The sequence below is a fragment of the Jannaschia helgolandensis genome (assembly GCF_900109285.1).
Lineage (GTDB): Bacteria > Pseudomonadota > Alphaproteobacteria > Rhodobacterales > Rhodobacteraceae > Jannaschia > Jannaschia helgolandensis.
Window position 1 is genome coordinate 270746 of sequence record NZ_FNZQ01000002.1, and the last position, 26453, is coordinate 297198.

General features: G+C 60.7%; 21 protein-coding genes, 1 tRNA gene and 1 pseudogene. 18 read left to right on the forward strand and 5 right to left on the reverse strand.

Annotated features, from left to right (window positions below; all coding sequences use genetic code 11):
- The first annotated feature begins 23 nt into the window (after positions 1-23).
- The 13 genes and pseudogenes from BMY38_RS08340 to BMY38_RS08400 all read left to right on the forward strand — a co-directional run bounded on the left by BMY38_RS08340 (position 24) and on the right by BMY38_RS08400 (position 14579).
- The gene (locus BMY38_RS08340) at positions 24-323 is read left to right on the forward strand and encodes a hypothetical protein (RefSeq protein WP_092761756.1); all 300 of its coding nucleotides are present in this window, start codon (positions 24-26) and stop codon (positions 321-323) included.
- A gap of 107 nt (positions 324-430) precedes the next feature.
- Positions 431-1720, forward strand: coding sequence for a homoserine dehydrogenase (locus BMY38_RS08345; RefSeq protein ID WP_092761758.1), 1290 nt, complete (start codon positions 431-433; stop codon positions 1718-1720).
- A gap of 10 nt (positions 1721-1730) precedes the next feature.
- Complete coding sequence (gene mgrA, locus BMY38_RS08350) at positions 1731-2750, forward strand: L-glyceraldehyde 3-phosphate reductase (RefSeq protein ID WP_092761760.1); 1020 nt, start codon at positions 1731-1733, stop codon at positions 2748-2750.
- A 103-nt stretch (positions 2751-2853) separates the two neighbouring features.
- On the forward strand, positions 2854-3813 hold the full coding sequence (gene glpX, locus BMY38_RS08355; protein WP_092761762.1) for a class II fructose-bisphosphatase: 960 nt from the start codon (positions 2854-2856) through the stop codon (positions 3811-3813).
- A gap of 13 nt (positions 3814-3826) precedes the next feature.
- Positions 3827-5587 carry a single-stranded-DNA-specific exonuclease RecJ gene (recJ, locus tag BMY38_RS08360; RefSeq protein ID WP_092761764.1) on the forward strand — a complete coding sequence of 587 codons (1761 nt, stop codon included), beginning with the start codon at positions 3827-3829 and terminating at the stop codon, positions 5585-5587.
- A 99-nt stretch (positions 5588-5686) separates the two neighbouring features.
- Positions 5687-5761: transfer RNA gene (locus BMY38_RS08365), tRNA-Glu, on the forward strand.
- A 522-nt stretch (positions 5762-6283) separates the two neighbouring features.
- Entirely contained in the window at positions 6284-7378 is a 1095-nt protein-coding gene (locus BMY38_RS08370; protein WP_092761766.1) for an ABC transporter ATP-binding protein, read from the forward strand.
- A 56-nt stretch (positions 7379-7434) separates the two neighbouring features.
- A complete protein-coding gene (locus tag BMY38_RS08375) occupies positions 7435-8478 on the forward strand; it encodes an ABC transporter substrate-binding protein (protein ID WP_092761768.1) in 1044 nt (347 codons plus the stop codon).
- A gap of 52 nt (positions 8479-8530) precedes the next feature.
- On the forward strand, positions 8531-9772 hold the full coding sequence (locus BMY38_RS08380; protein ID WP_092761770.1) for an ABC transporter permease: 1242 nt from the start codon (positions 8531-8533) through the stop codon (positions 9770-9772).
- A 3-nt stretch (positions 9773-9775) separates the two neighbouring features.
- Positions 9776-10624, forward strand: coding sequence for an ABC transporter permease (locus tag BMY38_RS08385; protein WP_092761772.1), 849 nt, complete (start codon positions 9776-9778; stop codon positions 10622-10624).
- A 99-nt stretch (positions 10625-10723) separates the two neighbouring features.
- Positions 10724-10804: pseudogene (locus tag BMY38_RS17915) on the forward strand (IS5/IS1182 family transposase); the annotation flags it as partial.
- A 225-nt stretch (positions 10805-11029) separates the two neighbouring features.
- Positions 11030-12001: a LysR family transcriptional regulator gene (locus BMY38_RS08395; RefSeq protein ID WP_175495812.1), complete on the forward strand. Its 972-nt coding sequence runs from the start codon at positions 11030-11032 to the stop codon at positions 11999-12001.
- A gap of 142 nt (positions 12002-12143) precedes the next feature.
- Positions 12144-14579, forward strand: coding sequence for a GcvT family protein (locus BMY38_RS08400; RefSeq protein WP_092761778.1), 2436 nt, complete (start codon positions 12144-12146; stop codon positions 14577-14579).
- Between the two features lie 321 nt (positions 14580-14900).
- On the opposite strand, the gene tcuA is transcribed toward BMY38_RS08400, so the two are convergent.
- Positions 14901-16370 carry an FAD-dependent tricarballylate dehydrogenase TcuA gene (gene tcuA / locus BMY38_RS08405; protein ID WP_092761780.1) on the reverse strand — a complete coding sequence of 490 codons (1470 nt, stop codon included), beginning with the start codon at positions 16368-16370 and terminating at the stop codon, positions 14901-14903.
- A 60-nt stretch (positions 16371-16430) separates the two neighbouring features.
- Here tcuA and BMY38_RS08410 point away from each other — a divergent pair, with 60 nt between their 5' ends.
- From BMY38_RS08410 to BMY38_RS08420, 3 genes are read left to right on the forward strand one after another with little or no spacing between them, the layout of a single operon-like run.
- Positions 16431-17081 carry a GntR family transcriptional regulator gene (locus tag BMY38_RS08410; RefSeq protein ID WP_092761782.1) on the forward strand — a complete coding sequence of 217 codons (651 nt, stop codon included), beginning with the start codon at positions 16431-16433 and terminating at the stop codon, positions 17079-17081.
- Positions 17078-18112, forward strand: a complete 1035-nt coding sequence (locus tag BMY38_RS08415; RefSeq protein ID WP_092761784.1) for an AbrB family protein — start codon at positions 17078-17080, stop codon at positions 18110-18112. Before BMY38_RS08410 ends, BMY38_RS08415 begins: the two co-directional genes overlap by 4 nt.
- Positions 18113-18162: 50 nt before the next feature.
- Complete coding sequence (locus BMY38_RS08420) at positions 18163-18849, forward strand: transporter substrate-binding domain-containing protein (RefSeq protein WP_092761786.1); 687 nt, start codon at positions 18163-18165, stop codon at positions 18847-18849.
- Between the two features lie 17 nt (positions 18850-18866).
- Here BMY38_RS08420 and BMY38_RS08425 read toward each other — a convergent pair whose 3' ends face one another.
- The 4 genes from BMY38_RS08425 to BMY38_RS08440 form a co-directional block, all read right to left on the reverse strand.
- Positions 18867-19853: a D-2-hydroxyacid dehydrogenase family protein gene (locus BMY38_RS08425; RefSeq protein ID WP_092761788.1), complete on the reverse strand. Its 987-nt coding sequence runs from the start codon at positions 19851-19853 to the stop codon at positions 18867-18869.
- A gap of 4 nt (positions 19854-19857) precedes the next feature.
- Entirely contained in the window at positions 19858-20949 is a 1092-nt protein-coding gene (locus BMY38_RS08430) for a 4-oxalomesaconate tautomerase (RefSeq protein ID WP_092761790.1), read from the reverse strand.
- Between the two features lie 10 nt (positions 20950-20959).
- Positions 20960-22987 (reverse strand): tripartite tricarboxylate transporter permease, encoded by a 2028-nt coding sequence (locus tag BMY38_RS08435; RefSeq protein ID WP_092761792.1) that lies wholly within the window; start codon positions 22985-22987, stop codon positions 20960-20962.
- Between the two features lie 65 nt (positions 22988-23052).
- Positions 23053-24132 (reverse strand): tricarboxylate transporter, encoded by a 1080-nt coding sequence (locus tag BMY38_RS08440; RefSeq protein WP_424338169.1) that lies wholly within the window; start codon positions 24130-24132, stop codon positions 23053-23055.
- Between the two features lie 160 nt (positions 24133-24292).
- Here BMY38_RS08440 and BMY38_RS08445 point away from each other — a divergent pair, with 160 nt between their 5' ends.
- Both BMY38_RS08445 and BMY38_RS08450 read left to right on the forward strand, forming a co-directional pair.
- Positions 24293-24967: a response regulator transcription factor gene (locus BMY38_RS08445; RefSeq protein ID WP_092761796.1), complete on the forward strand. Its 675-nt coding sequence runs from the start codon at positions 24293-24295 to the stop codon at positions 24965-24967.
- 23 nt (positions 24968-24990) lie between these two features.
- Entirely contained in the window at positions 24991-26331 is a 1341-nt protein-coding gene (locus tag BMY38_RS08450) for a sensor histidine kinase (RefSeq protein WP_175495813.1), read from the forward strand.
- The last annotated feature ends 122 nt before the right edge of the window (positions 26332-26453 follow it).

Genomic DNA, 26453 nt, shown 5'->3' on the forward strand with positions numbered 1-26453 from the left:
CCGACCGTCCTAGGGTCGCGGCGATGATACGCACCCTGCCCCTGATGCTGCTGCTGGCGGCCTGCGACCCGAACCTGCCGCCCGTTGACGCCGCCATCTCGGCCAAGGCGCGGGCGCAGACCTTTCCGGTTCTCGTGCCGCTGGACGCGATTCTGGCCGAGGGCAGCCGCGCTTCGCGAGCCGCCGCGGCACAGTCTGAATTGCAGGGCCGCGCTGCCGCTCTGTCGCGTACCACGATTGCATCGCCCGGCACCGGAGATCTGGCCGCCCGCGGCAGGCGCCTGCGGGAACGGGCCGAGAGGTTGCGCGCAATTCCCCTCTGACCTCGGAGCCGATCCGGTCAGACCTCCTCCGGTCGCCGGACCGTTGCACCCCCTGCCCTCAGCCGCTACCCAAAGCGAATTCTACACATTTTCCCGGAGCAATGCGCATGACGATCCAACCCCTTCGCCTCGGCATAGCAGGGCTCGGCACCGTAGGCGTGGGCGTCGTACGGATCGTACAGGAACATGCAGCTTTGCTGACCGCACGCACGGGACGCGCTGTTTCGATCACCGCGGTATCGGCCCGGTCACGCAACAGGGATCGTGGCGTCGATCTGTCGGGATATGGCTGGGAAGACGACCCCGTGACGTTGGCTCGGCGCGAAGATGTGGACCTGTTTGTCGAATTGATGGGCGGATCGGATGGTCCGGCGAAAGCCGCGACCGAGGCGGCGCTGGCAGCAGGCAAACCGGTCGTCACGGCCAACAAGGCGATGCTGGCACTGCACGGTCAGGCGCTGGCTGAACTGGCCGAGGCGAATGACGCCGCCCTGCGGTTCGAAGCCGCGGTCGCAGGCGGCATTCCGGTCGTGAAGACGCTTGTCGAAGGACTGGCGGGCAATGCAATCACCCGCGTGTCGGGCGTGATGAACGGCACCTGCAATTATATCCTGACGCGCATGGAATCGTCCGGCCTTCCCTATGCCGACGTGTTCAAGGAAGCGGACGCCCTGGGCTATCTGGAAGCCGACCCGAACCTCGATGTCGGCGGTATCGACGCCGGGCACAAGCTGGCGATCCTGTCGGCCATTGCCTTCGGCACACAGGTCGATTTCGACGGCGTGCAGTTGCAGGGGATCGAACGGGTCAGCATCGACGACATCCACCGTGCCCGCGACATGGGTTATCGCATCAAGCTGCTGGGCGAGGCGAGGATCACCGCCGCCGGGGTCGAACAGTCGATGCGACCGACACTGGTGCCCGCCGATAGTCCATTAGGTCAGTTAGAGGGCGGTACAAACATGGTCGTCATAGAAGGCGACGCCGTGGGGCAGATTGTCCTGCGTGGCGCGGGCGCGGGCGAGGGCCCAACGGCAAGCGCGGTGATGGGCGACGTCTGCGACATTGCGCGTGGATTCACCCTGCCCCCTTTCGGGCAGCCCGCCGCCACGCTGACCAAGCCCGTCCGTGCCAATGCCGCAACCGAATGTGCGCATTACCTGCGCATGTCGCTGCGGGACGAGCCCGGAGCACTCGCCCGTGTTGCGACAGTGTTGGGCCAATCCGGCATTTCCATCGACCGGATGCGCCAATACGATCATCCCGGCGACGACGCCCCTGTCCTGATCGTCACGCATCCCTGCGCGCCGTCGGACCTGAGTGCGGCGTTGCAAGGCGTCGTGGCCACGGGCGTCGTGAATGGCGACCCCATCGCCCTGCAAATCCAGATCCCCTGAGGTATCCGACATGACTTATACACCCTCCGACACACGTTACGATACGATGTCCTATCGCCGCTGCGGCAAGTCCGGGCTGAAGCTGCCTGCCGTATCGCTGGGCCTGTGGCACAACTTCGGCGACGACACACCGCATCAGGTCAAGCGCGACATCTGCCGTACGGCCTTCGACCAGGGCATCACGCACTTCGATCTTGCAAATAACTACGGCCCGATGCCCGGCAGCGCGGAACTGGCCTTCGGTCAGATCCTACGGGAAGATTTCACGGGCTATCGGGACGAGTTGATTATTTCCTCCAAGGCCGGATACCTGATGTGGCCTGGCCCCTATGGACAGTGGGGTAGCCGCAAGTACCTGATTGCCTCCTGCGACCAATCGCTGAAGCGGCTGGGCTTGGATTACGTCGATATTTTCTATTCGCATCGTTTCGACCCCGACACTCCGATGGAAGAAACCATGGGCGCACTGGATCACATCGTCCGCTCGGGTCGCGCGCTTTATGCCGGGATCAGCAGCTATAACTCAGAGCGCACGCGCGAGGCGGCAGCGATCCTGCGCGACCTCGGCACACCCTGCCTGATTCACCAGCCCAGCTATAACATGTTGAACCGCTGGGTCGAACGCGACGGGTTGCTTGAGACGCTGGACGAGGAAGGCATCGCCTTCACGCCGCTGGCGCAGGGCCTGCTGACGCGCAAGTACCTGTCCGGCGTCCCCGAAGGCAGCCGTGCGACACAAGGCAAATCGCTGAACCCCGATGCCGTTACACCCGAAATGGTGAAGGCGCTGAACGGTCTGAACGACATCGCGCAATCACGCGGTCAGACCCTGGCGCAAATGGCCATCGCCTGGGTGCTGCGCGGTGGCGTAACGACGGCCCTGATCGGCGCGTCAAAGCCGGAGCAGGTGGTCGACTGCGCGGGTGCCGTGGACAATCTGGCGTTCACCGACGACGAACTCTCGCGCATCGATGAGCTGTCAGGCGAAAAGGGGCTGAACCTCTGGGCCGCGTCTTCCGAGGGTGTCTGACGCGCGTTTCCGCATGTTAGCGCCCACAGTCCAGTCCGCTTGCCTTGCCCCGGTGAACAAGGCGACCTAAGCCGGTCGCGACATCAAATTCAGGATATTTCCCATGGCCCAGCCCGATTTCAACGACCGGATGCTCTCCCTCGGGCTTGCCCGTGTGTCCGAGGCGGCAGCTCTTGCTTCGGCGCGCCTGATCGGGCGCGGCGATGAAAAGGCCGCCGATCAGGCCGCCGTCAATGCCATGCGCGATCAGCTGAACCTGCTTGATATCGCTGGCACCGTCGTCATCGGCGAAGGTGAGCGGGATGAAGCACCCATGCTCTATATCGGGGAAGAGGTGGGCACCGGCAAAGGGCCCGAAGTGGATATCGCCCTGGATCCGTTGGAAGGCACCACGCTGACCGCCAAGGACATGCCCAACGCCCTGACAGTCATTGCGATGGGCCCGCGCGGGTCGATGCTACACGCACCCGACGTCTATATGGACAAGCTGGCGATCGGTCCAGGCTACCGCACCGGCGTCGTGACGATGGATATGTCACCTGCCGAACGCGTCAATGCGCTGGCCGCCGCCAAGGGGTGTTCGACCGAGGATATCACCGTCTGCGTTCTGGAACGTCCCCGGCACGAAGACATGATCGCGGAACTGCGTTCGACCGGTTGCGCCATCAGTCTGATCACCGATGGCGACGTTGCTGGCATCATCCACTGCGCCGAAGCCGACAAGACCGGCATCGACATGTATATGGGATCGGGGGGCGCGCCCGAGGGCGTTCTGGCGGCAGCCGCCCTGAAATGCATGGGCGGGCAGATGTTCGGCCGCCTGACCTTCCGCAACGACGACGAACGGGCGCGCGCGGCGAAGGCCGGCATCACCAACCTCGACCGGGTCTATACACGCGACGATCTGGTGACCAAGGACGTTATCTTCGCCGCGACCGGCGTCACCGACGGATCGATCGTCGCAGGCATCAAGCGGGAGGTCGGGTATCTTACCGCCGAGACGATCCTGATGCGGTCCAAAACCGGCTCGGTCCGGCGCATGATCTATCGGAACCCGGTCTGACCGGCCATTTCACGTGGGCTGGCTTGGCGTCACCTCCTCGGCCACAGGCCGTCGCTGGGTCGGCCTGACGCCCGAACAGGAGCGTTTTGCCGAAGCCATAGCCCAGACCGGCCAGCCCCTTGCCCTGTCGCGCCATCTTGCGCGGCGCGGTGTGCCGCCCGATGAGGTCGCCAGCTTTCTTGAACCACGGCTGCGCGACCTGCTGCCCGACCCGCTGACATTGCGCGATATGGGAACCGCTGCCGACCGCATACTGGTTGCCGTTGAAAATCGTCAGCGGATTGCGATTTTCGCCGACTACGATGTAGACGGTGGGACATCTGCGGCCCTTCTGGTCTGGTGGTTGCGCGGCCTGGGGCGGGTGGCCACAACCTATGTCCCTGACCGCATCGACGAAGGATATGGCCCCAACGCACCCGCCATCGCCGCCTTGGCCCGTGACCACGATCTGATCATATGCGTCGATTGCGGCACCCTGTCCCACGAGGCGCTGGCCGCCGCCGACGGCCTGGCCGACGTTATCGTCCTGGACCACCATCTGGGCGGCGAGACCCTGCCCCCCGCAGTGGCCGTTGTGAACCCGAACCGGCAGGACGAGGATGGCACGCTTGCCCATCTCTGTGCTGCCGCCGTCGTTTTTCTGTGCCTGGTCGAGGCGAACCGACGCCTGAAAGCCGACGGCACAACCGGGCCGGACCTGATGGCTATGCTCGATCTCGTAGGCCTTGCCACCGTGGCCGATGTCGCGCCGCTGGTCGGGGTGAATCGCGCCTTGGTGCAGCAGGGGCTGAAGGTGCTGCGCGACCGCCGTCGACCCGGCCTGCGTGCCTTGGCCGACGTCGCCCGCATGGACGGCCCGCCGACGCCCTACCACCTTGGCTATCTGCTGGGGCCGCGTATCAACGCGGGCGGGCGTGTCGGCGCGTCGGATCTGGGCGCGCGCCTTCTGTCGACCGACGACGATGCCGAGGCGGCAGCTCTGGCCGAACGGCTGGACGCTTTGAATGGCGAACGCCGCGCGATCGAGGCGCGGGTGACCGAGACCGCGCTGGAACAGGCGCTGGACCGACTGGCCGATGGCGGCGCGCTGGCCTGGGCCTCGGGCGACGGCTGGCATCCCGGCGTTGTGGGCATTGTGGCGTCTCGTCTGAAGGAGGCGAGCAACCGCCCCTCTGTCGTGATCGGCATCCGCGAGGACGGCTTCGGTCAAGGTTCGGCCCGGTCCATCGCGGGCGTCGACATCGGTGCAGCCGTGCAGCGACTGGCCGCCGAGGGCCTGTTGGTGAAAGGCGGGGGCCACCGCATGGCGGCCGGGTTGACGGTGGCTGGCGACAAGATCGACGCAGCGATGGCCCGCCTGTCGGACCTGCTGGCGCGTCAGGGGGCCGACCGCACCGGCCCCCGTGACCTGATCATCGACGCGACCCTGATGCCCGGAGCCGCGACCCGCGATCTGATCGCGAAGCTGGAACAGGCCGGGCCATTCGGCCAGGGCGCATCGGCACCACGTTTCGCCTTCCCGGACCTGCGCGTGGCCCACGCCCGACCTGTGGGTGACGGGCATCTAAAGATTACCTTCACCGGTGGCGGACCGGGCCGTCTGGACGCCATCGCCTTCCGTGCCAGTGCCAGTGGAATCGCCGCCGCAATCGACCGCGCCGCCGGTGCGCCGCTTCATGTCGCCGGTCGATTGGAAGTGAACCGTTGGCAGGGCCGCGAGGACGTGCAGCTGAAGCTGGAGGATGTGGCTTTGGTCGCGGAAACAGACCGTTGAAGACACCCGTACCTCGGACGCAAATTCCGTCGACCAGACTGCCAAAAACCGCTTGCAGGCTCAGGACCCCTCGCCTAAGAACCCCTCACGCCAGAGAATGGCCCGTTCGTCTATCGGTTAGGACGCCAGGTTTTCAACCTGGAAAGAGGGGTTCGATTCCCCTACGGGCTGCCACTTATTCTTACAGGTAATTGATTTTACTTCGGACCGGCGTTTTTTCACAACTTTGACTTTGGACGCTTCATGTCGTGAATTCATGCGGGTGCATGAACAATTATGACCAGAGCCTCGTCCGCAGAAAGCGCGGACCGACCCGGCCCAGCCATAGCGCAGCGTTGCGTTAACGCGGCGTACGGCTGAACTGGGTGGACAATGGAAGGACATGGCACGCACCGCATCAAGGTCGTCCCGACCTCCGCCGGTCCTCTCGGATGCTGCCCCTTCAGGTCCGCCTATCGCTCAAAGTGCTATCCTGAGCTTTCTTGTGGCAGATTGCTTCGACTGGAAGGCTGCACCACAGAACAGGTTGGCGTGATGATGTCTCCTTGCCGAGCCCGCCTCATACAAACAATTGAAATAAAGTAATTATTTCAAAATCTCTTTGATATCAGGTCGTGACTGCGGTGGCTTGTTGTTGTCAGGTCGCACGACACCTGTTTAAGTCGATGCAGTCACTGGGGGGGTGCTCGCAAAGATATGAAAGACACTGGACCGGAAACCTTCCTGCGTTTCGACAACGTCAAGAAAAGCTATGACCAGAAAAACCTCGTGGTTAAGGGCTTTGACATGGACGTACGAGATGGTGAGTTTATCACGCTTCTCGGGCCGTCGGGGTCAGGCAAAACCACCGTATTGATGATGCTTGCCGGGTTCGAAAGCGTCACTTCGGGCGATATCGCCATTGCCGGCAAGTCGATCAACAAGACAGCGCCGAACAAGCGCAACATCGGCATGGTCTTTCAGAACTATGCCTTGTTTCCACATATGACAGTGGCCGAAAACCTGGCCTATCCGCTGAAGGTGCGCAAATTGCCCAAGGCCCAGGTTAGGGACAGGGTGGCGGAATACCTCGATCTGGTTGAGTTATCGGAGTTTGGAGACCGGCGTCCGGGGCAACTGTCGGGGGGGCAACGGCAGCGCGTGGCCCTGGCGCGGGCGATGATATTCGAGCCGACGTTGATCCTGATGGACGAACCGCTTGGCGCGCTGGACAAGAACCTGCGTGAACAGATGCAGTTCGAGATTACCCGTCTGCACAAACAAATGGGATTCACTGTAATCTACGTGACCCACGATCAGACCGAGGCTCTGTCGATGTCCAGTCGGATCGCTGTCTTCAACGATGGGATTGTACAACAATGCGCCCCACCGGCCGAGCTTTACGAGCATCCGGCGAACGCTTTTGTTGCGGAATTTATCGGTGAGAACAATTTTATCCCCGGCACGGTCATTACGCGCGATGCAACGAGCGCGAAGGTCCAGACTGACGGCGGCACGATTGTCGCGCAGGCAGCGGAAGGCTTGACCGAGGGCAGCGCATGCCGGGTGTCGATCCGGCCTGAAAAGCTGTTCATCCCGCCCACAAACCACGACTATGACAACGCCCTGACTGTACGGTTCAATACCCGAATCTACGTCGGCGATTTCATACGTTATTACTTCAAGCTGACTGACGGCACAGATATTATCGTCAAGGTTTTGAATGACTTATCCGCGCCAGATTTCGACAATGGCGCAGAGGCCCAGCTGCTTTGGCTGGCATCCGATTGCATCGCCTTCCCTGCCGGGTAGGTGACACAGGACAAACCGGGGTCCTGCAAAACGCCCGGACTGACAAGGAGAAACCGATGAAAAAACATCTAACGTTACTTGCCACCTTGGCGCTGACTGCCAGCCCCGTCGTGGCACAGGATCTGACAGTGACCTCCTTCGGCGGGGCCTATGGCGCCGCACAGAAGGAGCATATGATCGATCCTTTCGTGGCCGAGACCGGCACGAATATCCTGTTTGAAGATTATGGCGGCGGCATCGCCGAGATGAAGGCGCAGGTCGAAGCCGGCAATATCCAATGGGACGTCGTTGATATCGAGGTGATCGACCTCGAACGTGCGTGCGCCGAGGGATATCTCGAGGTCATCGATCAAAGCACCCTGCCCGACGGTGACGACGGCACCCCTGCGGCGGACGATTTCATTGAAGACGCTTTGGCCAATGAATGCGGCGTCGGTAATATCGTCTGGTCGGTCGTCTTTGCGGTGAACACCGAAAACGGTCCCGGTCCGCAAACCATTGCAGAGTTCTTTGACACCGAAGCCTTCCCCGGCAAGCGAGGCCTGCGCAAGCGTCCGCAGGTCAACATGGAATGGGCCCTGATCGCCGATGGCGTCGCTCGCGAAGATGTCTATGATCTGCTGTCGACCGAAGAAGGGCAGGCTCGGGCCTTCGAAAAGCTGGATACGATCAAGGAAGACATCGTCTGGTACGATAGCTGGTCGCAGGCTCCCGTTCTGCTGAACGATGGCGGTGCGCAGATGGTGCAATCCGCCAACGGTCGCATCTTCGCGGCCATTCAGGACGACGGCGCGCCGTTCAGCATCGTCTGGGACAGCCACGTCTACGACCTTGACGTCTGGGCGATCATGAAGGGCACACCCAACAAGGACAAGGCGATGGAGTTCATCCAGTTCGCCACCCGGACTGTGCCGCTGTCGGGGATGCAGGATGTTGCCTATGGCCCCACACGTCGCTCGGCCCAGGCGCTCCTGCCCGAAAGCGTAAAGCAGGATTTGCCGACGGCCCACCTTGAGGAAGGTCTGAAAGCCGACGGTATCTTCTGGGCCGACTTCGGCGAAAGCCTTGGCGAGAAGTTCAACGAATGGCTGCTGCAATGAGCCGCTGCCCCCTGCGCCGTCCTGAGGTGCGGGGGGCGTCAGAAATTATATCATGACCACAGCACCACACCGATTGGATCCCGCCGACGCCCGCAATGCGGCGCGCGAAGTGCGCAAGCGCAGGCTACAGGCGTTCCTGTTCGTGGTGCCTTTGCTGATTTTTATCGTCTTTGCCTTTGTGGCCCCGATCACGACGATGCTGTTCCGCAGTGTGCACAATCCGACCGTCGCAAATCTCGTGCCCGACACATTGGCCGCACTTGACGACTGGTCTGGCGAAACCACACCGGACGAGACTGTTCTGATCCAGTTCGCGTCAGACATGAAACGGATGGCGAACGATCGCACGTCCGGTCAGCTTGCAGATGAAATCAACCGGGCGCTGCCTGGTATGTCGAGCGTCGTCAAATCCACAGCGCGAAGTCTGCGCCGGGTGGAGGATACCGAGATCGCCGCAAACGGTGCATCCCTTCTGCTGGAGGCCAACGACCGCTGGGCAGATCCGGCCACATGGCATGCCTTGAGATCCGCAGGGCAGGTCTATTCCTCAAGCTATTACCTGACATCTGTCGACCTTGAACGAAAGGCTGACGGCAGCATCGCCCAACGCGATACGCAGATTTACGTGAAACTCTATATCAAGACTTTGCGTATGGCCCTCATCATCACGGTCCTGACAATTGTGCTGGGCTATCCGCTTGCCTTCTTCATGGCGCAGGCGTCGGACGGGCTGGCTAATTTCCTGATGGTCTTTGTACTTCTTCCATTCTGGACCTCGCTATTGGTACGGACCACGGCATGGATCGCACTGCTGCAAACAAACGGCGTCGTGAACTCCACATTGATGGCTATAGGGGTCATCGATCAACCGCTCGAATTACTTTACACCGAATTTTCGACCATCATTGCAATGACGCATATCCTTCTGCCGTTCATGGTCCTCCCGCTTTATGCGGTCATGCGCGGGATTGATCAGAGTTTCATGCGGGCTGCCATTTCGATGGGAAGCCGACCGCTTGGAGCCTGGTATCGGATCTTTCTGCCCATGAGCCTGCCAGGCTTATCGGCAGGGGCGCTTTTGGTGTTCATCATATCGGTGGGCTACTACATCACGCCTGCTTTGGTTGGCGGGACCGACGGGCAGATGATTTCCAACATTATTGCATTCCATATGCAGCAATCCAACAATTGGGAGCTGGCCGCCGCACTGGGGTCGCTCCTGCTGGTGCTCATCTTGTTGCTCTACTGGTTGTTTGATCGCCTTGTCGGTGCCGATAACATCAAACTGGGATAGATAATGAAACGGTTTCCCGAATATTACTCTTTCTGGCATTATTCAGGCCACTACGCGTTGCGGGTGGTCGCGTTTCTGGTGCTGGTCTTCCTGATGCTGCCGATCCTCGTGATCATGCCACTGTCTTTCAACTCCGAGCCATTCTTCACCTTCACCGAAGGCATGTTGTCGCTGGACCCCGATGCCTATTCGCTGCGCTGGTATCAGGAGATCCTGGACGATCAGAAATGGCAGTTGGCGATCCGGAACAGCTTTGCGGTCGGGATCGCGGCGGCGTTGATCGCCACGACCCTTGGAACACTGGCCGCAGTCGGCTTGTCCTCGCCCTGGATGCCATACAAGCGCTTGATCACAGCGCTTTTGCTGTCCCCTATGATCGTGCCTCTGATCATCATCGCAGCGGGCATGTTCTTTTTCTATACCAGGTTCAATCTGGTCGGCACCTTTACGGGCTTGATCATCGCCCATGCCGCCCTGGGGGTCCCTTTTGTCATCATCACTGTCACGGCCACGCTGAGCGGGTTTGACAGGTCCCTGTTCAGTGCGGGCCTGAGCCTTGGTGCACAACCGGTCAAGGTATTCTGGGACATCGTCATCCCGTTGATCCGGCCCGGCGTCATCGCGGGCGGACTGTTTGCCTTTGTGACGTCATTCGATGAGGTCGTACTGGTGCTGTTTCTGGCAGGACCAGAACAGCGCACAATTCCAAGGCAGATGTTTTCGGGTCTGCGAGAACAGATCAATCCGACAATTCTTGCCGTGGCGACCCTGCTTGTCGTCCTGTCCGCTACATTGCTTTTCACGCTTGAAGCCCTGCGCAGGCGATCGGCGCGTCTGAGCGGGTCAGCCTGACCTTCAGGCCCATCCATTTCGGATTTTGCAGTCTAGGGTCAGGACCCATTGATACTGGCTCGAACTTCTGACTCACTGCTCCGAAAAAGGAGTGGTGACATGAGTGATCTCTATTGGCTTACCAACGCGCAGATGGCGCGGCTTGAGACCTTCTTTCCGAAGTCACACGGCAAGGAGCGGCATCAAATCGCGACAGTTCCAGATCCCCTTCTTGCGAGATGCGACGATCTTGTCGTGGATGCGCCCGCCGATGCCCGAGATTCGAACCGGCCTCTTCCACATGACGCGATCAGGTAGAGTGTGGCGGTTCGGGTTCGGGGTTTCCTCATTCGTCGGCGGCATCGATTGACAGCTCCCGCTTGCGCCGCGATGGTTCCGATATTGATGGAACCATGGATCGTCGCCATGCCGCTCCCCCGAACTCCCCTGCAAGCGCTGGAGGCCTTCGAGAAGGTCGCCCTGTCAGGGTCGATGCGACAGGCGGCGCTCGAAATGAAGCTGTCGATATCCTCGGTATCGCATCACGTCGCGCGGCTGGAGGAGCAGCTCGGCACGGCTCTGCTCGATCGCTCGTCACGGCCGCTCGTCCTCACCCGCGAGGGCCGGGAAGTCCTCCACCACCTGTCCCAGGGCTTGGGCCATCTCCGACGGGCGACGAGCGCCACGGCCATCGGCGGGTTGCTGGGCGCGCGCGCCCTTCGCATCGGCATCATCGAGGATTTCGAGGCCCGCGTGACCCCAGGACTGGCCACGGCGCTCGCGGGCCAAATGCCGAACGCGAAGCTCTCGATCCGGAGTATCCTGAGCCATGACGTGCCTGGCCTTCTGAACCAAGACGAACTGGACGTCGCCATCGCATCCGAACCGGAGAGCCGGGCCGAGAGTCTTATCTGCGATCCGCTGCTGCGCGATCCGTTCGTTCTGGTTATGCAAAAGAACGCCGGTTTCGATCCGGTCGCCCTGCTCGATGGCAGCGATGCGCTACCGTTCCTGCGGTTCAATCGCGAACACCTGATCGGGATGCAGGTCGAGGCCCATCTCGCCCGCAACCGGATCACGTTGCCCGACCGCTATGCATTCGACAGCGTGCAGTCGATCCTGGCGATCGTCGCGGACGGGAACGGTTGGTCCATCATCACACCCCTCGGATTCGCGCGCGCGCAGCGCTTCGCCGAGCGCGTTGCCCTGCATCCGCTTCCGCTCCCCGTCTTCGCGCGGCGGATCTCGCTGATGTCGCGGAGCGATTCCGATCGGCCCGTCGCACATGCGATCGCCGCACTTCTACGCAGCATCGTCGCCCAGAGCGAGGTCGGCCCCATCATCGCCGCGTATCCCTGGCTCGCTGGCGTGTTCGCAACACTCGACCCGTCGGACTGAGACAGCACCGCTCCGGCAGGCAGTCGGTCTCGGAACAGAGTTCGCATCATTTCGAAACTGTCCGTTGGGACTTGCCTCGATTGAATTCCGGTCCTTGATGGATCTGAGACGGGGTCGTGGCCAATCGAGGAGCAAGGTACGCATGCGGGATCAAGCTAGGGTTGTGGTCATCGGTGGCGGGATCGCGGGGTGTTCGACGCTCTATCACCTCACTCAGGAAGGCTGGACGGACGTCATGCTGATCGAGCGCGACGAGCTGACCTCCGGGACAACCTGGCACTCGGCGGCGCAGGTCACGAACTTTGGCATGACGCAGACGATGGTGGGGCTGAAGAGTCATTCCATCGCGCTCTACAAGGAGTTGCGCGACGATCCGGATTATCCCGTCGGCTATAATCACGGCGATGGCGGTATCCGGCTTGCAAACACGCAGACGCAGATGGACGGGTATCGGCATTTCGCGTCGATGGCCGCCGGGATGGGTGTGGAACTCGAGGTCATCGACGCTATCGAGTGCGGCCGCCGCCACCCGCTGATCTCGACCGACAACCTGCTGGGCGGCCTCTGGGATCCGACCGACGGCCATATCGACCCGGCGCAACTCTGCCAGGCACTGGCCCGTCGCGCGCGTCTGGCCGGTGCCGAGGTCAACCGCCATACACCCGTCACCGGCCTGACGCAGCATCCCGACCACAGCTGGACCGTCCATACCGCCAAGGGCGATGTCCGGGCGGAAATCGTGGTGAACGCCGGCGGCTATCGCTGCAACGAGATTGGCGCGATGATGGGCGTGAGCCACCCGGTCGCCTCGATGGAGCACCAGTACTTCCTGACCGAGGACATCCCGGCCATCACCGACGCCCGCCATCGGATGCCGCTGCTGCGCTGCCCGATCAGCGACTATTATTGCCGCCAAGAGAAGGGCGGCCTGCTCATCGGCTTCTACGAGCAGGAGTGCCGGACCTGGGGCATGGACGGGATCGACCCGCATTTCTCGAACGCGCTCTGCCCCGACGACCTCGACCGTGTGACCGACGTGTTGGAAGGTGCCTTCGCGCGGATGCCCGCGCTAATGGAGACGGGGATCCGCGAGGTGGTCAACGGCCCGATCACCTACACGATCGACGGCGCGCCGCTGGTCGGGCCGATCCCCGGCAAGCGCAACGCGTTCTGCATCGTCGGCCTTCGTGCCGGATTGGGCGAGGGCGGCGGTCACGGCTGGCTCCTCGCGCAGCAGATCGTTCACGGCGAGGCGGAGTACGACACCTGGGTCATCGACCCACGCCGTTTCACCGGCCACGCAACGGTTGAACTGACGGCGCTGAAGGCGGTCGAGGATTACCAGAACGAATTCCGTTTCCACCTGCCCCACGAGCACCGCCCGGCGGGGCGTCCCATGAAGACGACGTCCCTGACGACCTTTCTGGCATCCGAGGGGGCGGAATTCGGCACTGTCAACGGGTGGGAACGCATCGACTACATCAAGCCATCGCCGGATTTCGAAGAAACGTTGAGCTTCCGGTTCAACGAGGTCCATGCCGTCGTCGCGAAAGAGGTGGAGGCCGTCGCGACAGGCGTCGGTCTCACCGAAGTGTCCGGCTTCAACCGGTTCGAGCTGACCGGTGCCGACACCCACGCCTTTCTCGACCGGATGGTCTGCGGCGCGGTCCCGCGCAAGCCGGGCCGCGTCGGGCTGGGCTATCTGCTGAACCACCACGGCCTGCTGAAGGCCGAGGCGACGCTGGCCAACATCCCCGCGTCCGACCGCGGGCCGGACCGGGTCTGGTACGGCTCGGCTGCGGCGTCGGAATATCACGACATGGACTGGCTGGTCTCGCACCTGCGTCCGGACGACGACGTCCGCATACGCTCCCTGACCAACGCTCAGACGATCCTTGTACTGGCCGGGCCGCGGGCGCGGGACGTCCTTTCCGCGGCTGCGCGCGGAGACTGGACGCGGGAGGCGTTTCCGTGGCTGTCCATAAGGGAAGCATATGTCGGCATCGCTCCGGCGACGGTCCTCGGCGTCAGCTTCTCGGGCGAACTCGCCTACGAGATCCATGTGCCCAACGAAAGCCTGCACGCGGCCTTTGCCGCGCTGCGCCGCGCCGGCGAGCCGCACGGCCTGCGCCTTTTCGGATCGCGCGCCATCGAATCTATGCGCCTTGAGAAGGGGTTTCTGCACTGGAAGGCCGATATCCTGACGGAGTTCGACCCGTTCGAGACGGGGCTGGATCGGTTCGTCCGGCTCCAGAAGCCCGATTTCGTCGGCAAACCGGCCTTGCTCGCGCGCTCCGAGACCGGACCGCGGCGGAAGCTCATCACGCTCGTCGTCGATACCAACGACGCCCCGGCACATGCAGGAACGTCGGTCCGGGCGGGCGCGGACATCGTCGGCACGGTGACATCCGGGGACTGGGGCCACCGGACCGGGCTCAACCTCGCCTACGCCTTCATCGAGCCGACCCTGGCCGCGACCGGCACATCCCTTGCCGTCGACATCCTCGGTCGAAGCGTGGCCGCAACGGTCATCGACTCCGGCCCTTACGATCCCTCCTTCGCGCGGATGCGATCGTGAGCCGTAGCGGTGTCGTGCCGCCGGCCTCAGATTGACGATATGCGTCGCGGTCGTCTTCACCCCTCGTTCGATGGGTAAAGATTGTCCGGCGGGCAAAGACGGTGCGGTAAATTGGCCCTGCAGCGGGCCAGTTCAGTGCACGCGGAACGGAACCGACGTTCCATTCAGACGGAAGCGAAGGCAATACGTATCTTCATGCGCTTCGATACGGCACCGAAGATAAGTTCATGACGGCCTTCAAGGTTTATCAGATGGTCAGCACCGTCGACCTTTTCGTGTCGAACCTATTCGACCCCGGAAAGTTACCACTGTCCGATTTAATCAGGCCGAAGCAGCCCCATAACCTGCGCGCCGCCCGAATACGGCGCCGGATGTCAGACCGGAGCCGCCCGGATAACCTGCGAAAAAGACACCGCCCACAATCTCACCACAAGCGAAGAGTCCGTCTATCGGATGCCCGGTCTCAGCAAGGACATTCCCAGAGTCGTCCACTTTCAACCCGCCATAGGTGAAGGTGATCCCCCCCGTGACAGGAAACGCGCGAAACGGGCCATGGTCGATGCGCTGTGCCCAGTGTGATTTGGCAAGCGAAAGCCCCTTCGTGCTTTTGCCATCGAGAATTGTCGGGTCGAAAGGCACGGCGTCGTCCACAGCGGCATTGTAGGCATGGAGTGTTTCGAGCGCGGCGGCCGCATCCACTCCTTTCAATTGTGTGACCAGTTGCTCCAGCGTATCGGCCTGAACGAAATGCGCATCGTGGAACCGGTATTCCGCATAAAGCAGATCGAAAACCTTGCTGTCGAAGACCTGCCACGCGAATTGTCCAGGCTCATTCAGAATTGCGGCACCGTATTGCGCATAGGTATAATTGCGAAAATTTGCGCCCTCGTCCACGAAGCGTTTGCCGTTCGCGTTCAGCATCACACCCAGGAAATACGAAATCTTGCGGTAATTCTTGCGCTCGCCCGGCGGCAAATCCAAACCTCCGAAATCCGCCATGTAAAGGTCCATCGGTGTGGCGTGGCATCCTGCATACAGACCGTATTCAGCCGCGCCCGCCGCGACGGCCATGCTCAGCCCATCGCCGGTATTGTGCGGGGTGCCGCGCACTTTCGCAGCCTTCCAGTTCGGTCCCATGTGCTTGACGCGTAACGCTTCATCAGCTTCGAAACCGCCGGATGCCAGGATCACCGCATCGGCGCGTATCTCTTCCTTACCCACTTTCACGCCTGTCACACGGTTCCCATCCTGGATCAGCCCTGTGACTGCGCTGTTGTAGCGCACGGTACCCCCCATTCGCCTGACCGCCGCCAATTCCATGTCGAACAGGCCAACCCCTTCATTCTGTGCAGCCAGCGTCAGCCCTCCCCAGAATATGTGACGCCCGTCCTTCTCGAAGCTTTGCCGGGTATAGATCGGTTCAAACCGAACGTCGTGCGACGCCAGCCATTGCATCGTTTCACCTGACAGGCACACAAGGCTTTGCTGCTCGGGCGAGAGCGGGCGACCGTCATTGAACCCCAAAAGGTCCTCCGAGAATTTGTCGACCGTATAGCTGCCGAAATCGGTTTGCGGCAGGCGCGGGTCATCCATGTCGCGCAACAGCGGCATGAGGTCGGCTTTGCCGTCATATGCAAAGCGCATGGCCCCCGCGGTATATTTCGTGTTGCCGCCAGCCAGCGCCTCATCGGCTTTTTCCAAAAGCAAAACCTCTGCCCCCTTTTCCAAAGCTGCGATGGCGGCGCACAGGGCGGCGTTTCCGGTTCCGACAACAATCACAGATCTGGGCATTGGCATTCCTTCATTTCGAACGTATTGTATCCGAGTGGATACAATACTTGGACTATTAGAATGACCAGCCTGGACCCGCAAGACCTTTCACAGGGAGAAGCCGCTTATCGGAGCCTGCACGCAGCCATCCGAAAAGGTCTCTACCAGCCCGGCGACCGGTTGAGAGAAGTGGAGGTGGCCGACCGATTGACGCTGTCGCGGACCCCCATCCGAGAGGCGCTGCGCAAATTGGAAAGCGACGGTATCGTCGAACATCGCGCCCGGATCGGCGCTGTCGTCCGGACCTTGTCCCAGACCGAAGTCGTCGAACTATACGAGATGCGCGTCGTTCTGGAACGCACAGCGGCCGAAATGGCCGCCAAGCATGCCAGCGACGCGGAAATCGATGCTTTGGAAGAGGTAAACCAGCAGATCAAAGCCGCCGGGGATGACGCGTTGGTAGCATCGGCCTTCAATCAGGATTTTCACCGCTGCGTCTATCTGGCGACGCGCAATCGCTTCTTGCTGGAATCCGCCCGCGCATTGAACAACGCGCTCATCTTGTTGGGCCCGACGACTTTGGCGGACGAGGCGCGGATCAAAGTCGTCTGCCAGCAGCACAATGACATCATCACAGCCATCCGCGCGGGTGAACCGGAAGCGGCCGGCGCCGCCGCCGAGACACATCTACAGACTTCGCTGCGCCAAAGGCTGAAGGTCATGCGCGCGTGATCGGATACGCATCGTCTCTTGCCATAGCGGCCCTGGGAGTGACTGCATTCAAGCTTTTGCAACTCCCCCTGCCCTTTCTGCTGGGCCCCATCGTGGCCTGTCTTGTGGCCGCGCTGATTGGAATGCCGATGCGGGGCAACAAGCTGATCGGGGACGCGATGCGAACCATCTTGGGGGTAGCGGTCGGTGCGACTTTCACGATCCCCCTTCTGATCTCGATGACCTCAATGTGGCCCACGCTGCTGATGATCCCCGTTATGGTCATCGTCATCGGAGCGATTGGTGTGCCGTATTTTCAACGCCTCTGGGGTTTTGACTTTCAAACCAGTTACTATGCATCCATGCCCGGCGGATTTCAGGACATGGTTTTGTTCGGGGAAGAGGCCGGTGCCAATCTGCGGATATTGTCGCTGGTCCATGCGACCCGGATCATGGTGGTGGTCGTGGTGCTGCCCTTTCTGCTGAGTTGGGTCTGGAACGCCGATCTCAGCAATGCACCCGGCGCGCCTGCGTCTACTATCGGCCTGCCCCAGTTGGCGCTGATGGCGTTCTGCGGGATCGCCGGTTGGCAGGTTGCACTGCGGCTGGGAATGTTCGGTGCCTCGATCCTGGGTCCCCTTCTGCTGGCTGCGATCTTCAGCCTTGCCGGCATTCTTCAGTATCGCCCCCCCGCCGAGGCGATCTGGGCCGCACAATTCTTCATCGGGATGAGTGTCGGCATCAAATACGCGGGCGTCACGATGTCCGAAATTCGCACATGCATTACCGCAGCCCTGGGATTTTGCGTCATCCTGTTGCTGCTTACAGTTGTGTTTGCCGAAGTGATCTTTTGGTTCGGGCTTGCCCCGGCAATGGAAACCATACTGGCATTCGCCCCCGGAGGTCAGGCGGAATTGACAGTATTGGCGCTGATCGTCGGGGCGGATATGGCGTTCGTCGTTGCCCATCATGTGCTAAGAATTTTCGTGGTCATTCTTGGTGCGCCGCTGTTTGCGCGGTTTTTCCGGAACCGGGCCGCAAAACGGCCCTGAAATGGAAATCGCGGCAGTCCAGAGCATCAGGGAAAGTGAGGCAGAAAGACATGGAATTGAAAGCACTGGCGCATGATGGCGTGCTGCGCACCGCCATCAATACCGGAAACCGCGCGCTGGTTCAGGGCGATGCGAACACTCTTGCGGGGATCAGCCCGGCGCTGGCGAGGAGACTGGCCGATGAGATCGGCGCAACGATGATGCCGGTCGTTTATCCAGGCGCGGGGCGGGTTTTCGCAGATGCGCAGCAAGATAAATGGGACGTCGGCTTTCTGGCGATCGACCCGCAACGCGCCCGCGCCATAGCCTTTACCCGCCCTTATCTGACAATCGAGGCGACATATGCCGTGCGGGCGGATTCAGACTTTCATGATGTGGACGACGTGGACCGTTCTGGTGTGCAGGTTCTGACCTCGGCCGGATCGGCGTATGACATGCACCTGACGTCTAGCCTGCAACACGCGAGGCTCCAGCGGTCGGGCACCCCGCCAGAAAGTTTCGCGGCGTTTCGCGATGGCCAATGCGACGCCGTGGCCGGTGTGAGGGCTTCGCTTGTCGAGGACTTCGAAAATGACCCCGCTATTCGCATCCTGCCGGGCGTCCTGACCTCGGTCAGACAAGCGATGGTCCTGCCGGATCCACAGGCTCCTCTGATCGCGGCCCTGGACGATTTTGTCGCAAGGGCGATCGGCGACGGATTCGTCGCGTCCATCATGGCTGAAACTGGGCACGACTGAATCACTACCCACAGTGTTCAGGCATCACCCTCTGCCCTGCTCCAGACGGATGGATTGATCATGTGGATCGGCTTGCCCTCAGAATAGGCATTGATCTGGTCGAAGATGTCAGAGAACTGCAGGTCGAATTCATCTTCCGTCACATATCCGATGTGCGGCGTCGCCAATACGTTCGGATGGGTCAGCAAGGGGTTCCGAATGTCGGTCAGGGGTTCCTGATCGAAAACATCGACCGCCGCATGGATACGTCCCCTAGCGATTTCGGCTTCCAAAGCACCTGGCTCGACCAGTCCCGAACGTGACGTGTTCACGAACAATGCGCGTGATTGCATCGCAGCCAGATCTTTCGCCGTAATGAGACCACGGGTTGCAGGCTTGAGACGCACATGAAGGCTGATGATATCCGAGGTCGCAAAGAACGCCTCGCGCGAGGGTGCAACGGTTTCGCCTGCCGCTTCGGCCCGCGCACGCCCGTCCGGCGACAACCACCATTGCACCTTCATCCCTATGGCCCTGGCGTAATCTGCCACGGCTCCGGCGATCCGACCATAACCATAAAGCCCCAATGTCCTGCCGCGCAATGTGCGCCCGACGCCAGACTGCCAGCTGCCCGCCTGCAACGACGCCGTCTGTTGCGGGATCTGGCGATAGCTGGCCAGTATCAGCGCAAGCGTATGCTCGGCCGCCGCATAGGATGGCGCATCGGAATGCATGTTCGAACAGAGCAACACGCCGTTGGCCGTGCAGGCTTCAACGTCGACATGCGGATAAACGCTGCGTTGCGAGATCAGTCTGAGGCTCGGCAAGCGCTCCAGAAGTTCCGCGCCGATCCTGGTGCGTTCGCGAAACAGAACGAGCGCTTCGGCGGTCTGCACCCGCGTGGCCAAGGCGGTGGGGTCGGGTTGGTGATCCGTCCAGACGGTGACATCGTGATCCGCAAGTTTGCCAAAACAGGGCAGACTGCGAAGCGTATCGAACCAGTCGTCGAGAATATGGACCTTCATGCATTCATTTCCCGGCCCAGACAGACCTCGGCACGAAGACATCACCCGCCGCCAATTTACGCGACGTGCGAACCAAACCGGCCGATTTGATGTCGAGGCCCTTTGCCGTTTTGTCGAAATCGACGACGACGTCGATTGTTCCGGAAGGATGTTCAAGCGTGATCCGGGCTGGCGATTTTTCCGGCTGCGAGGCCAAACCCTCGGCGACCGTTCCCGGTGTCAGCAGGCAGGACGACAGGCATTGCGCCCCTGTGACCGCCATCGTGGGGTGGCATTTCCACGGCATGAAATATCGAGCTGCGGCCGTGCCGCCTTGCGATGACGGGGCAAACAGTCCGAATTTTGGCATCACCGATTTGGAAACATCACCCATACCCATCAGTTCTCCGGCTTTCAGGCGGACAGCTTCCAGTCTGGCGAAAAACGCAGCATTATCGTCCAGTTCGGCGGCCGTCTCGTATCCCGTCAGACCGAAACTGTCTGCCCGCGCAATCACCATGGGCATGGCGACGTCCATGCAGGTCACCTCGATACCGTCAATGACGTCCTTCGCATTTCCCGTCGGAAGCAGCGATCCGGTCGCCCCGCCGATCGTATCCATGAATTTCAGGGCCACAGGGGCGGACGTGCCCGGCACGCCATCAATCTGCGTCCCGCCATCGTAACTGACCACCTTATCCGGTGTCTGAACCACGGCGGAGATCTTCGCCCCGGTGTTGACGGCGAGAATGTTGACAGTCGTCACGCCGTCATGCGGGTCGACCAGACCCATCTCGATGGCGGCAGGCCCCACACCAGACAGGATGTTTCCGCAGGTCGGTTTGAAGTCGACCAACCGGTCTTCAACGCTGACTTGCGCAAAGAAATAATCCACGTCGGCCCAAGCGTCATCCGAGCGTGACAGCATGGCAACCTTGGTGGTAACCGCCACGCCGCCCCCAATTCCATCGATATTCAGCGGATGGCCTGACCCGACAATGGCAATCAGCACATTCGCCAATGTTTCAAGGTCATCCGGCAGATCGGCGCGGTTCATATAGGGACCGCGTGAACTGCCCCCGCGCATAAAAAGAAATGGTATAGCCGTTTGGGTCATGTCGAATTCCTCAATTGAACGGCCAGGGCAGCTGGGTATATTCCTGCAACAGGCCAGGCGGGAAATCCCGGTTCAAAAGCCATGCCATCGTGCTCATGAAGGCGATGCCAAAACCAGTATAGACCAGTGCATAGACCGCGCTGATCCGGGCGCGCAGCTTCATGAAACTGAACAGGAACAGTCCCAGGGCCAGGATGAAGCCAAGCAATGCGGTCAGCCCAAGAAGTGCTGCGAACCATGCCAATGTGGGCCACAATCCATGAGTGGCGTCGGCGTCTTCGCCAACCAGCTCGCGGTCGGCAAAAATCGTATCCGTTTCCGGTTTGAGCATCATGCGGACAATCAGGGCGAGGCAGCCAAGTAGGCTCACCCCTGCGACGAACATCGGAAAATCTCGATCGCGGCTGAACGCGGGGATCGAGGCCGCGTCGTAAAATGCATAGGCGATGTAGCCGGTGATGATGAGTAGAAAAACGAAGGGCGCGCGTTTCGATCCCGATTTCACGTCGCCCTCGGCAAGTATGTTCTTGGCTTGCCGCAGCCCCACCACCACCGAGATGACAGTGATGACAAGCAGGATGATGACGATCGGAGTGAAGATGTAGTCGATCCCCTCGCCGACTCCCTTGCGGAACCGCGACTGCGCGATCTGCAGCGCTTGGTTCGCGTAAGTCTCGGCCGGATTAGACAGCACGAAACCAATCAGGAATGCGGGACGGGACCAGTCGAACCTGCGCATCATGATGCCCAAGAAGCCGATCCCGAGCAGAGCCGCAAGGTCCATCAGGTTCTGACCCGACTGGAAGGCCGCGAAACTGATGATCATGAAAAGAAATGGGGCCAGCAATGCGAACCGGATCGTGGTCAGCTTGGCGATCCCCCCAGACGCGGCGATGCAGATGATCGTTCCGACTACATTCGCAAGCGCCAGAAGCCAGACGATGGAATATGTGATGTCGAGGTTGTTTTTCAGCATTGCCGGTCCAACCTCGATCTGTCCGGACCCCAGAAGCGCGATTGCACCGATGAAAATCGCCATGGACCCCGAGCCGGGAATGCCGAACAGGAGGGTCGGAACAAGTCCCCCCCCTTCCTTGGCATTGTTCGAGCTTTCCGGCCCGATCACGCCGCGCACTTCACCCTTGCCGAAATTGGACTTGTCCCTGGTGGTCTGCACGGCGTGGCCGTAGGCAATCCAGTCGACGACCGATCCACCGAGACCGGGAATGACACCGACGATCACCCCGATGATGGAGCAGCGGACCGAAAGCCAGATATTGTCGAACCAGTCCTTGACGCCTTCCAGCCACCCCCCGCCGATCTGCGGCTCGGCCGAGATGGCGCGGTCCTGTCGCAGAAGAGAAATGATCTCGGGGATGGCGAATATGCCAAGTCCGACAATGACCAGTTTCAGTCCATCCGTAAGGTAGGGAAAATCATAGGACGACATGCGCAGATCGCCCGAAGACGCGCCTTCGCCGATCGTCCCGACCAGCATGCCCAGACCAGCGGCGACAACACCCTTTATGGCGATACGCCCCGCAAGAATGCCAACCATGGACAGACCGAAGATGGTAATCATCAGCAGTTCTGGCGTGCGGAATTCCAGAACAATTGGCCTGGCAACCAGAATGAACACGGTCAGAAAGCTGGCGCCGACAAGCCCACCGAACAGGGAAGAGGCGAAGGCCGCCGAAAGTGCGCGTGCGGCCTGACCCTTCTTGGCCATGGGGAAGCCGTCCAGCACGGTAGCCTGGCTGGCCGAAGACCCAGGTATTCCCATCAAGACCGATGCAAAGGTGTCTGATGTAGGAACAACCGCGACCATGCCTACCATAAGCGCAAGCCCGAGGATCGGGTCCATGCCGAACATGAATGGCAGAAGCAGAGATAGTCCCGCGATGCCACCCAGGCCCGGAAACACTCCGATACATAGACCCATCAGGACGCCCAGGACGAGATAGCCCAGGACGACAGGCTGCAATATCAAGCCCCACGCGCTGCCCAGTGCCGGCAGTGCCTCCATGATCACATCCATGAACTTCCCCCGCCTTGCTTGACGGAACGCCCCGCCACGATGGCGGGGCGTTCAAAAAGCAAGGCTCAGTTCAGCGACACGCCGTACTTTTCCTGCAGCCAGTTCACCACGAATTCCTTAGCTTCGGGCGAAACGCTGGTACCGCTTTCAAGCGCTTTTTGCGCCGCGGGCCCGGTCATTTGCGGATATTTCCCCAGACGGTTTTCGGAGATCTCCACAAAGTCGGGGCGCGCCTTGATGGCCTCGAAGGCATCCGTGAAGGTGGCGATTGCCGCATCGGATGCACCGTTGGGCAGGAACACCATCTTCTGGGCCGGGAATCCTGCGATGAAGAAGGCTTTCCATGCGTCCCACTTTTCGCCCGACGTCTCGCAGCCTTCGGTGGCTTCGCAGACTTCCTTGAAGGTCGGAATATCCGGGAATGTCGGATCGCGTACGATGTTGCCATCATCGTCAAGCGCACCCCAGGTCATCATCGGTACGGCAGTGCCCGCTTCGACCAGAGGCGTGACGCCCGACAGGTAGGATGATGACGTCTGATAATCGATATTCGCCTCGCCCCGCTCGAACATCAGCCGTCCGTCGCCGCGGCCCTTGATGCCCATGACGCTTTCGACGTTCAGGCCCAGCATTTCCCATGCCAGCGTAGGAACCAGATCAAGCCGGGTTGCGCCCTGATTACCGTAAATGAAATCGACGTCCTGCAAGGCGCTGGCGTCCATTCCATCCATTTGCGCAGCCAGTTCGGGCGGCAAATAGGCGACGCCACCTGTGCCGGACGCCAGAACCACATTCCAGTCGGCATAATCGTACTTTACCCGGGGATCACCCAGCAAAAACGGAAACTGGGTAGAGCCGCTGGACCCGAAAATCGTGGTGCCGTCCTCGAATTGCTGATCCTGGAAGAAATTCGCCCCCTTGGTCGATCCTGCACCGGGCATGAATTTCACGACGACCGTTGGCTGACCCGGCAAGGCTTCGGACAGAAGCGGAGCGTAAAAATTCGCCCATTTGGCCGAACCGCCGGTTTCCGAGAACGGAATGATCCATTCGACGGTCTTGCCTGCCATGTCCATGGCATGGCTTTCGGCCTGCGCCTGAAGCGAGAACGTCGCTGCGGCTGCGGCCACAAGGCCGACGGCCACGCGACGCGTGGTTTTCAAAGTGGACATATATTCCTCCCTAAAGCTCGGCCCTGACGTTAAGGGCCAAAATCGAATCGCCGGGGGGTGTCCGCCCCCTGTTGATGTCGCTTGTCTGACCTGCGAACCTTGCGTGAAACTTGCATGTCCGAGAAATCCTGCCGTGCGTATTACTCTGGTCGAAGACAATATCAGCCTCGCCAAGGGCATCTGCTATCGTCTGGAAGACGCAGGTCACGCTGTGACTGTACTTGGAAACGGAAGCGATGCGGAAAGCCATCTGACGGGCGACGGCGCGGACCTTATCATTCTGGACGTCAACCTGCCCGGAACGGACGGGCTGACGCTTCTCAAACGGATGCGCAAGCGTGGCGACACCCGCCCCGTGATCCTGTTGACGGCGCGCGCCCAAACCGAAGATCGCGTTCTGGGTTTGGACGCGGGCGCAGACGATTATTTGATCAAGCCCTTCGAAATGGCCGAGCTTGAGGCACGCGTCAGGGCGTTGTTGCGTCGGCGCGCGACACCGCAGCAGCAGATTCTCCGGATCGGTGCGCTCAACTATGATGCAGTCTCCCGGCAGTTATTTGCGGACGGGGTCGAAATTGACATTCCCCGCCGGGAGTTTTCCGTATTCGAATGCCTGTTCGCCGCGGCTGGTCGCCTGGTGTCGAAAAGCGTGGTCCTCGACCATGTCTACGGGGTGGGTGCGGATGTCGAAGACACTGTCGTAGAAGTCTATGTCTCGCGTTTGCGCCGCCGTCTCAGCCCCTACGGCTTGCAAATCAAGTCGCAGCGCGGTCTTGGCTACCAATTGCTGGCCGATGCATCGCAATGAGGTCCCATTCGCTCAGATCCCGGTTGATCCTGATTATCCTCGCACCCCTGCTGGTCATCTCGCTCGTGGCTGGCGCATGGCAATTTCGAACCACAACCCTTCGCGCGGAAAGCATATTTGATCGCGGCCTTCTGTCTGCGGCGTTGGCCATCTCGCGCGACATTGCGGTTTCTGACGGCGACGCACTAAGTCCCGCGACGCGGCGATTGATCAACGACACCTCGGGCGGGGAACTGTTCTACCATGTCTTCGCCCCGGACGGAGTTTTCGTGACCGGTTATTCGACCCCGCCCATATTGCCGAAAGCTGCACCCCTGCGACAGACAGAGCCTTACTACTTCAATGCACGGTATCAGGGTCAGGATGTTCGCGTGCTGCGCTTTCAGGATGGCACTACCGTCAGCGGCATTGCCGGCATCTTCAACATTACCGTCTGGCAGAACGCCGATGTCCGCAGCAGTTTCGTCCGCGAAGTGGTTTCACGATCGTTCGCGGTGATTGCCCTTCTGATCCTATCGGTTGCCTTGGTTGTGTGGTTCGGTGTGGGACTGGGTTTGCGGCCCCTGCTTGATCTGGAAAAGGCGATCGCGAAAAGATCTCCGACCGAGTTGGAACCTATTCGCCGTGCCGTCCCTATCGAGGCGCGGGGACTGGTCGACACGTTGAACCGGCTTCTTGATCGGATTTCGCGGCGGATCAGTTCCAAGGACGAATTCATATCGAACGCCGCGCATCAGCTCAGGAATCCTGTGGCGGGCGTCCTTGCCCTTGCCGAGGCGGTTCACAACGCGCCGAATGTCCAAGCCGCCAAACAACGCAGTGCTGAACTGGTACAAGCGGCGCGGCAGACCAGTATTTTGACCAACCAGCTGCTTTCCTTCGAGAGGGCTGGAGGAAAGGAACTCGATCAATCCGGTGAGCCACTGGACCTGAAAGCTTTGGTCGAGCAGGTCGTCGACAGCTTTCGCCAACAGAACTCCGATACGAAGATCGAGATTTTTTTGGGTCTGCCAGAGGCGGATGTGCGCATTCAGGGCGATGCCGTCATGCTACAGGAAGCAATCCTGAATATTCTGACCAATTCGGTCGTTCACGGCGGATCGCGTGTGTCAAAGATCAGCCTCGACCTGTCTTGCGCCCGCGGACAAGCTGTTCTTTCAATTCGGGATGATGGCGTCGGTATCCCCGCCAAGGATCATGTTGAAGCTGTAAGCCGCTTTGGACAGACGCGAGGCGGACCTGGCAGCGGGTTGGGTCTGCCGATTGCTGCCCGTGTCATGAAAAACCATGGTGGCGCGCTACGGATTGAAGACGTTTCCAGCGGTACGATGATTGTCCTTATATTTCCGATAGAAGGTGATTGATCACCCGTTGAATTGATTGCACCTGATAGCGTGGGCCGTCCCTACTGGCCTTTCAGACAGCCATCATCGACGTTGGTTCTCCTATGCCCACGGGCTTCGAGAGGTTGCCTGAGGCTCAGTGG

Bases quoted from the DNA above. Each gene is read 5' to 3' on its own strand.
- mgrA (WP_092761760.1), top strand. From the start codon at position 1,731: ATGACTTATACACCCTCCGACACACGTTACGATACGATGTCCTATCGC.
- BMY38_RS08385 (WP_092761772.1), top strand. From the start codon at position 9,776: ATGAAACGGTTTCCCGAATATTACTCTTTCTGGCATTATTCAGGCCAC.
- BMY38_RS08420 (WP_092761786.1), top strand. From the start codon at position 18,163: ATGGAATTGAAAGCACTGGCGCATGATGGCGTGCTGCGCACCGCCATC.
- BMY38_RS08430 (WP_092761790.1), bottom strand. From the start codon at position 20,949: ATGACCCAAACGGCTATACCATTTCTTTTTATGCGCGGGGGCAGTTCA.
- BMY38_RS08340 (WP_092761756.1), top strand. From the start codon at position 24: ATGATACGCACCCTGCCCCTGATGCTGCTGCTGGCGGCCTGCGACCCG.
- BMY38_RS08410 (WP_092761782.1), top strand. From the start codon at position 16,431: ATGACCAGCCTGGACCCGCAAGACCTTTCACAGGGAGAAGCCGCTTAT.
- BMY38_RS08425 (WP_092761788.1), bottom strand. From the start codon at position 19,853: ATGAAGGTCCATATTCTCGACGACTGGTTCGATACGCTTCGCAGTCTG.
- tcuA (WP_092761780.1), bottom strand. From the start codon at position 16,370: ATGCCCAGATCTGTGATTGTTGTCGGAACCGGAAACGCCGCCCTGTGC.
- BMY38_RS08370 (WP_092761766.1), top strand. From the start codon at position 6,284: ATGAAAGACACTGGACCGGAAACCTTCCTGCGTTTCGACAACGTCAAG.
- BMY38_RS08395 (WP_175495812.1), top strand. From the start codon at position 11,030: ATGCCGCTCCCCCGAACTCCCCTGCAAGCGCTGGAGGCCTTCGAGAAG.
- BMY38_RS08380 (WP_092761770.1), top strand. From the start codon at position 8,531: ATGACCACAGCACCACACCGATTGGATCCCGCCGACGCCCGCAATGCG.
- BMY38_RS08375 (WP_092761768.1), top strand. From the start codon at position 7,435: ATGAAAAAACATCTAACGTTACTTGCCACCTTGGCGCTGACTGCCAGC.
- BMY38_RS08345 (WP_092761758.1), top strand. From the start codon at position 431: ATGACGATCCAACCCCTTCGCCTCGGCATAGCAGGGCTCGGCACCGTA.
- BMY38_RS08400 (WP_092761778.1), top strand. From the start codon at position 12,144: ATGCGGGATCAAGCTAGGGTTGTGGTCATCGGTGGCGGGATCGCGGGG.
- BMY38_RS08435 (WP_092761792.1), bottom strand. From the start codon at position 22,987: ATGGATGTGATCATGGAGGCACTGCCGGCACTGGGCAGCGCGTGGGGC.
- glpX (WP_092761762.1), top strand. From the start codon at position 2,854: ATGGCCCAGCCCGATTTCAACGACCGGATGCTCTCCCTCGGGCTTGCC.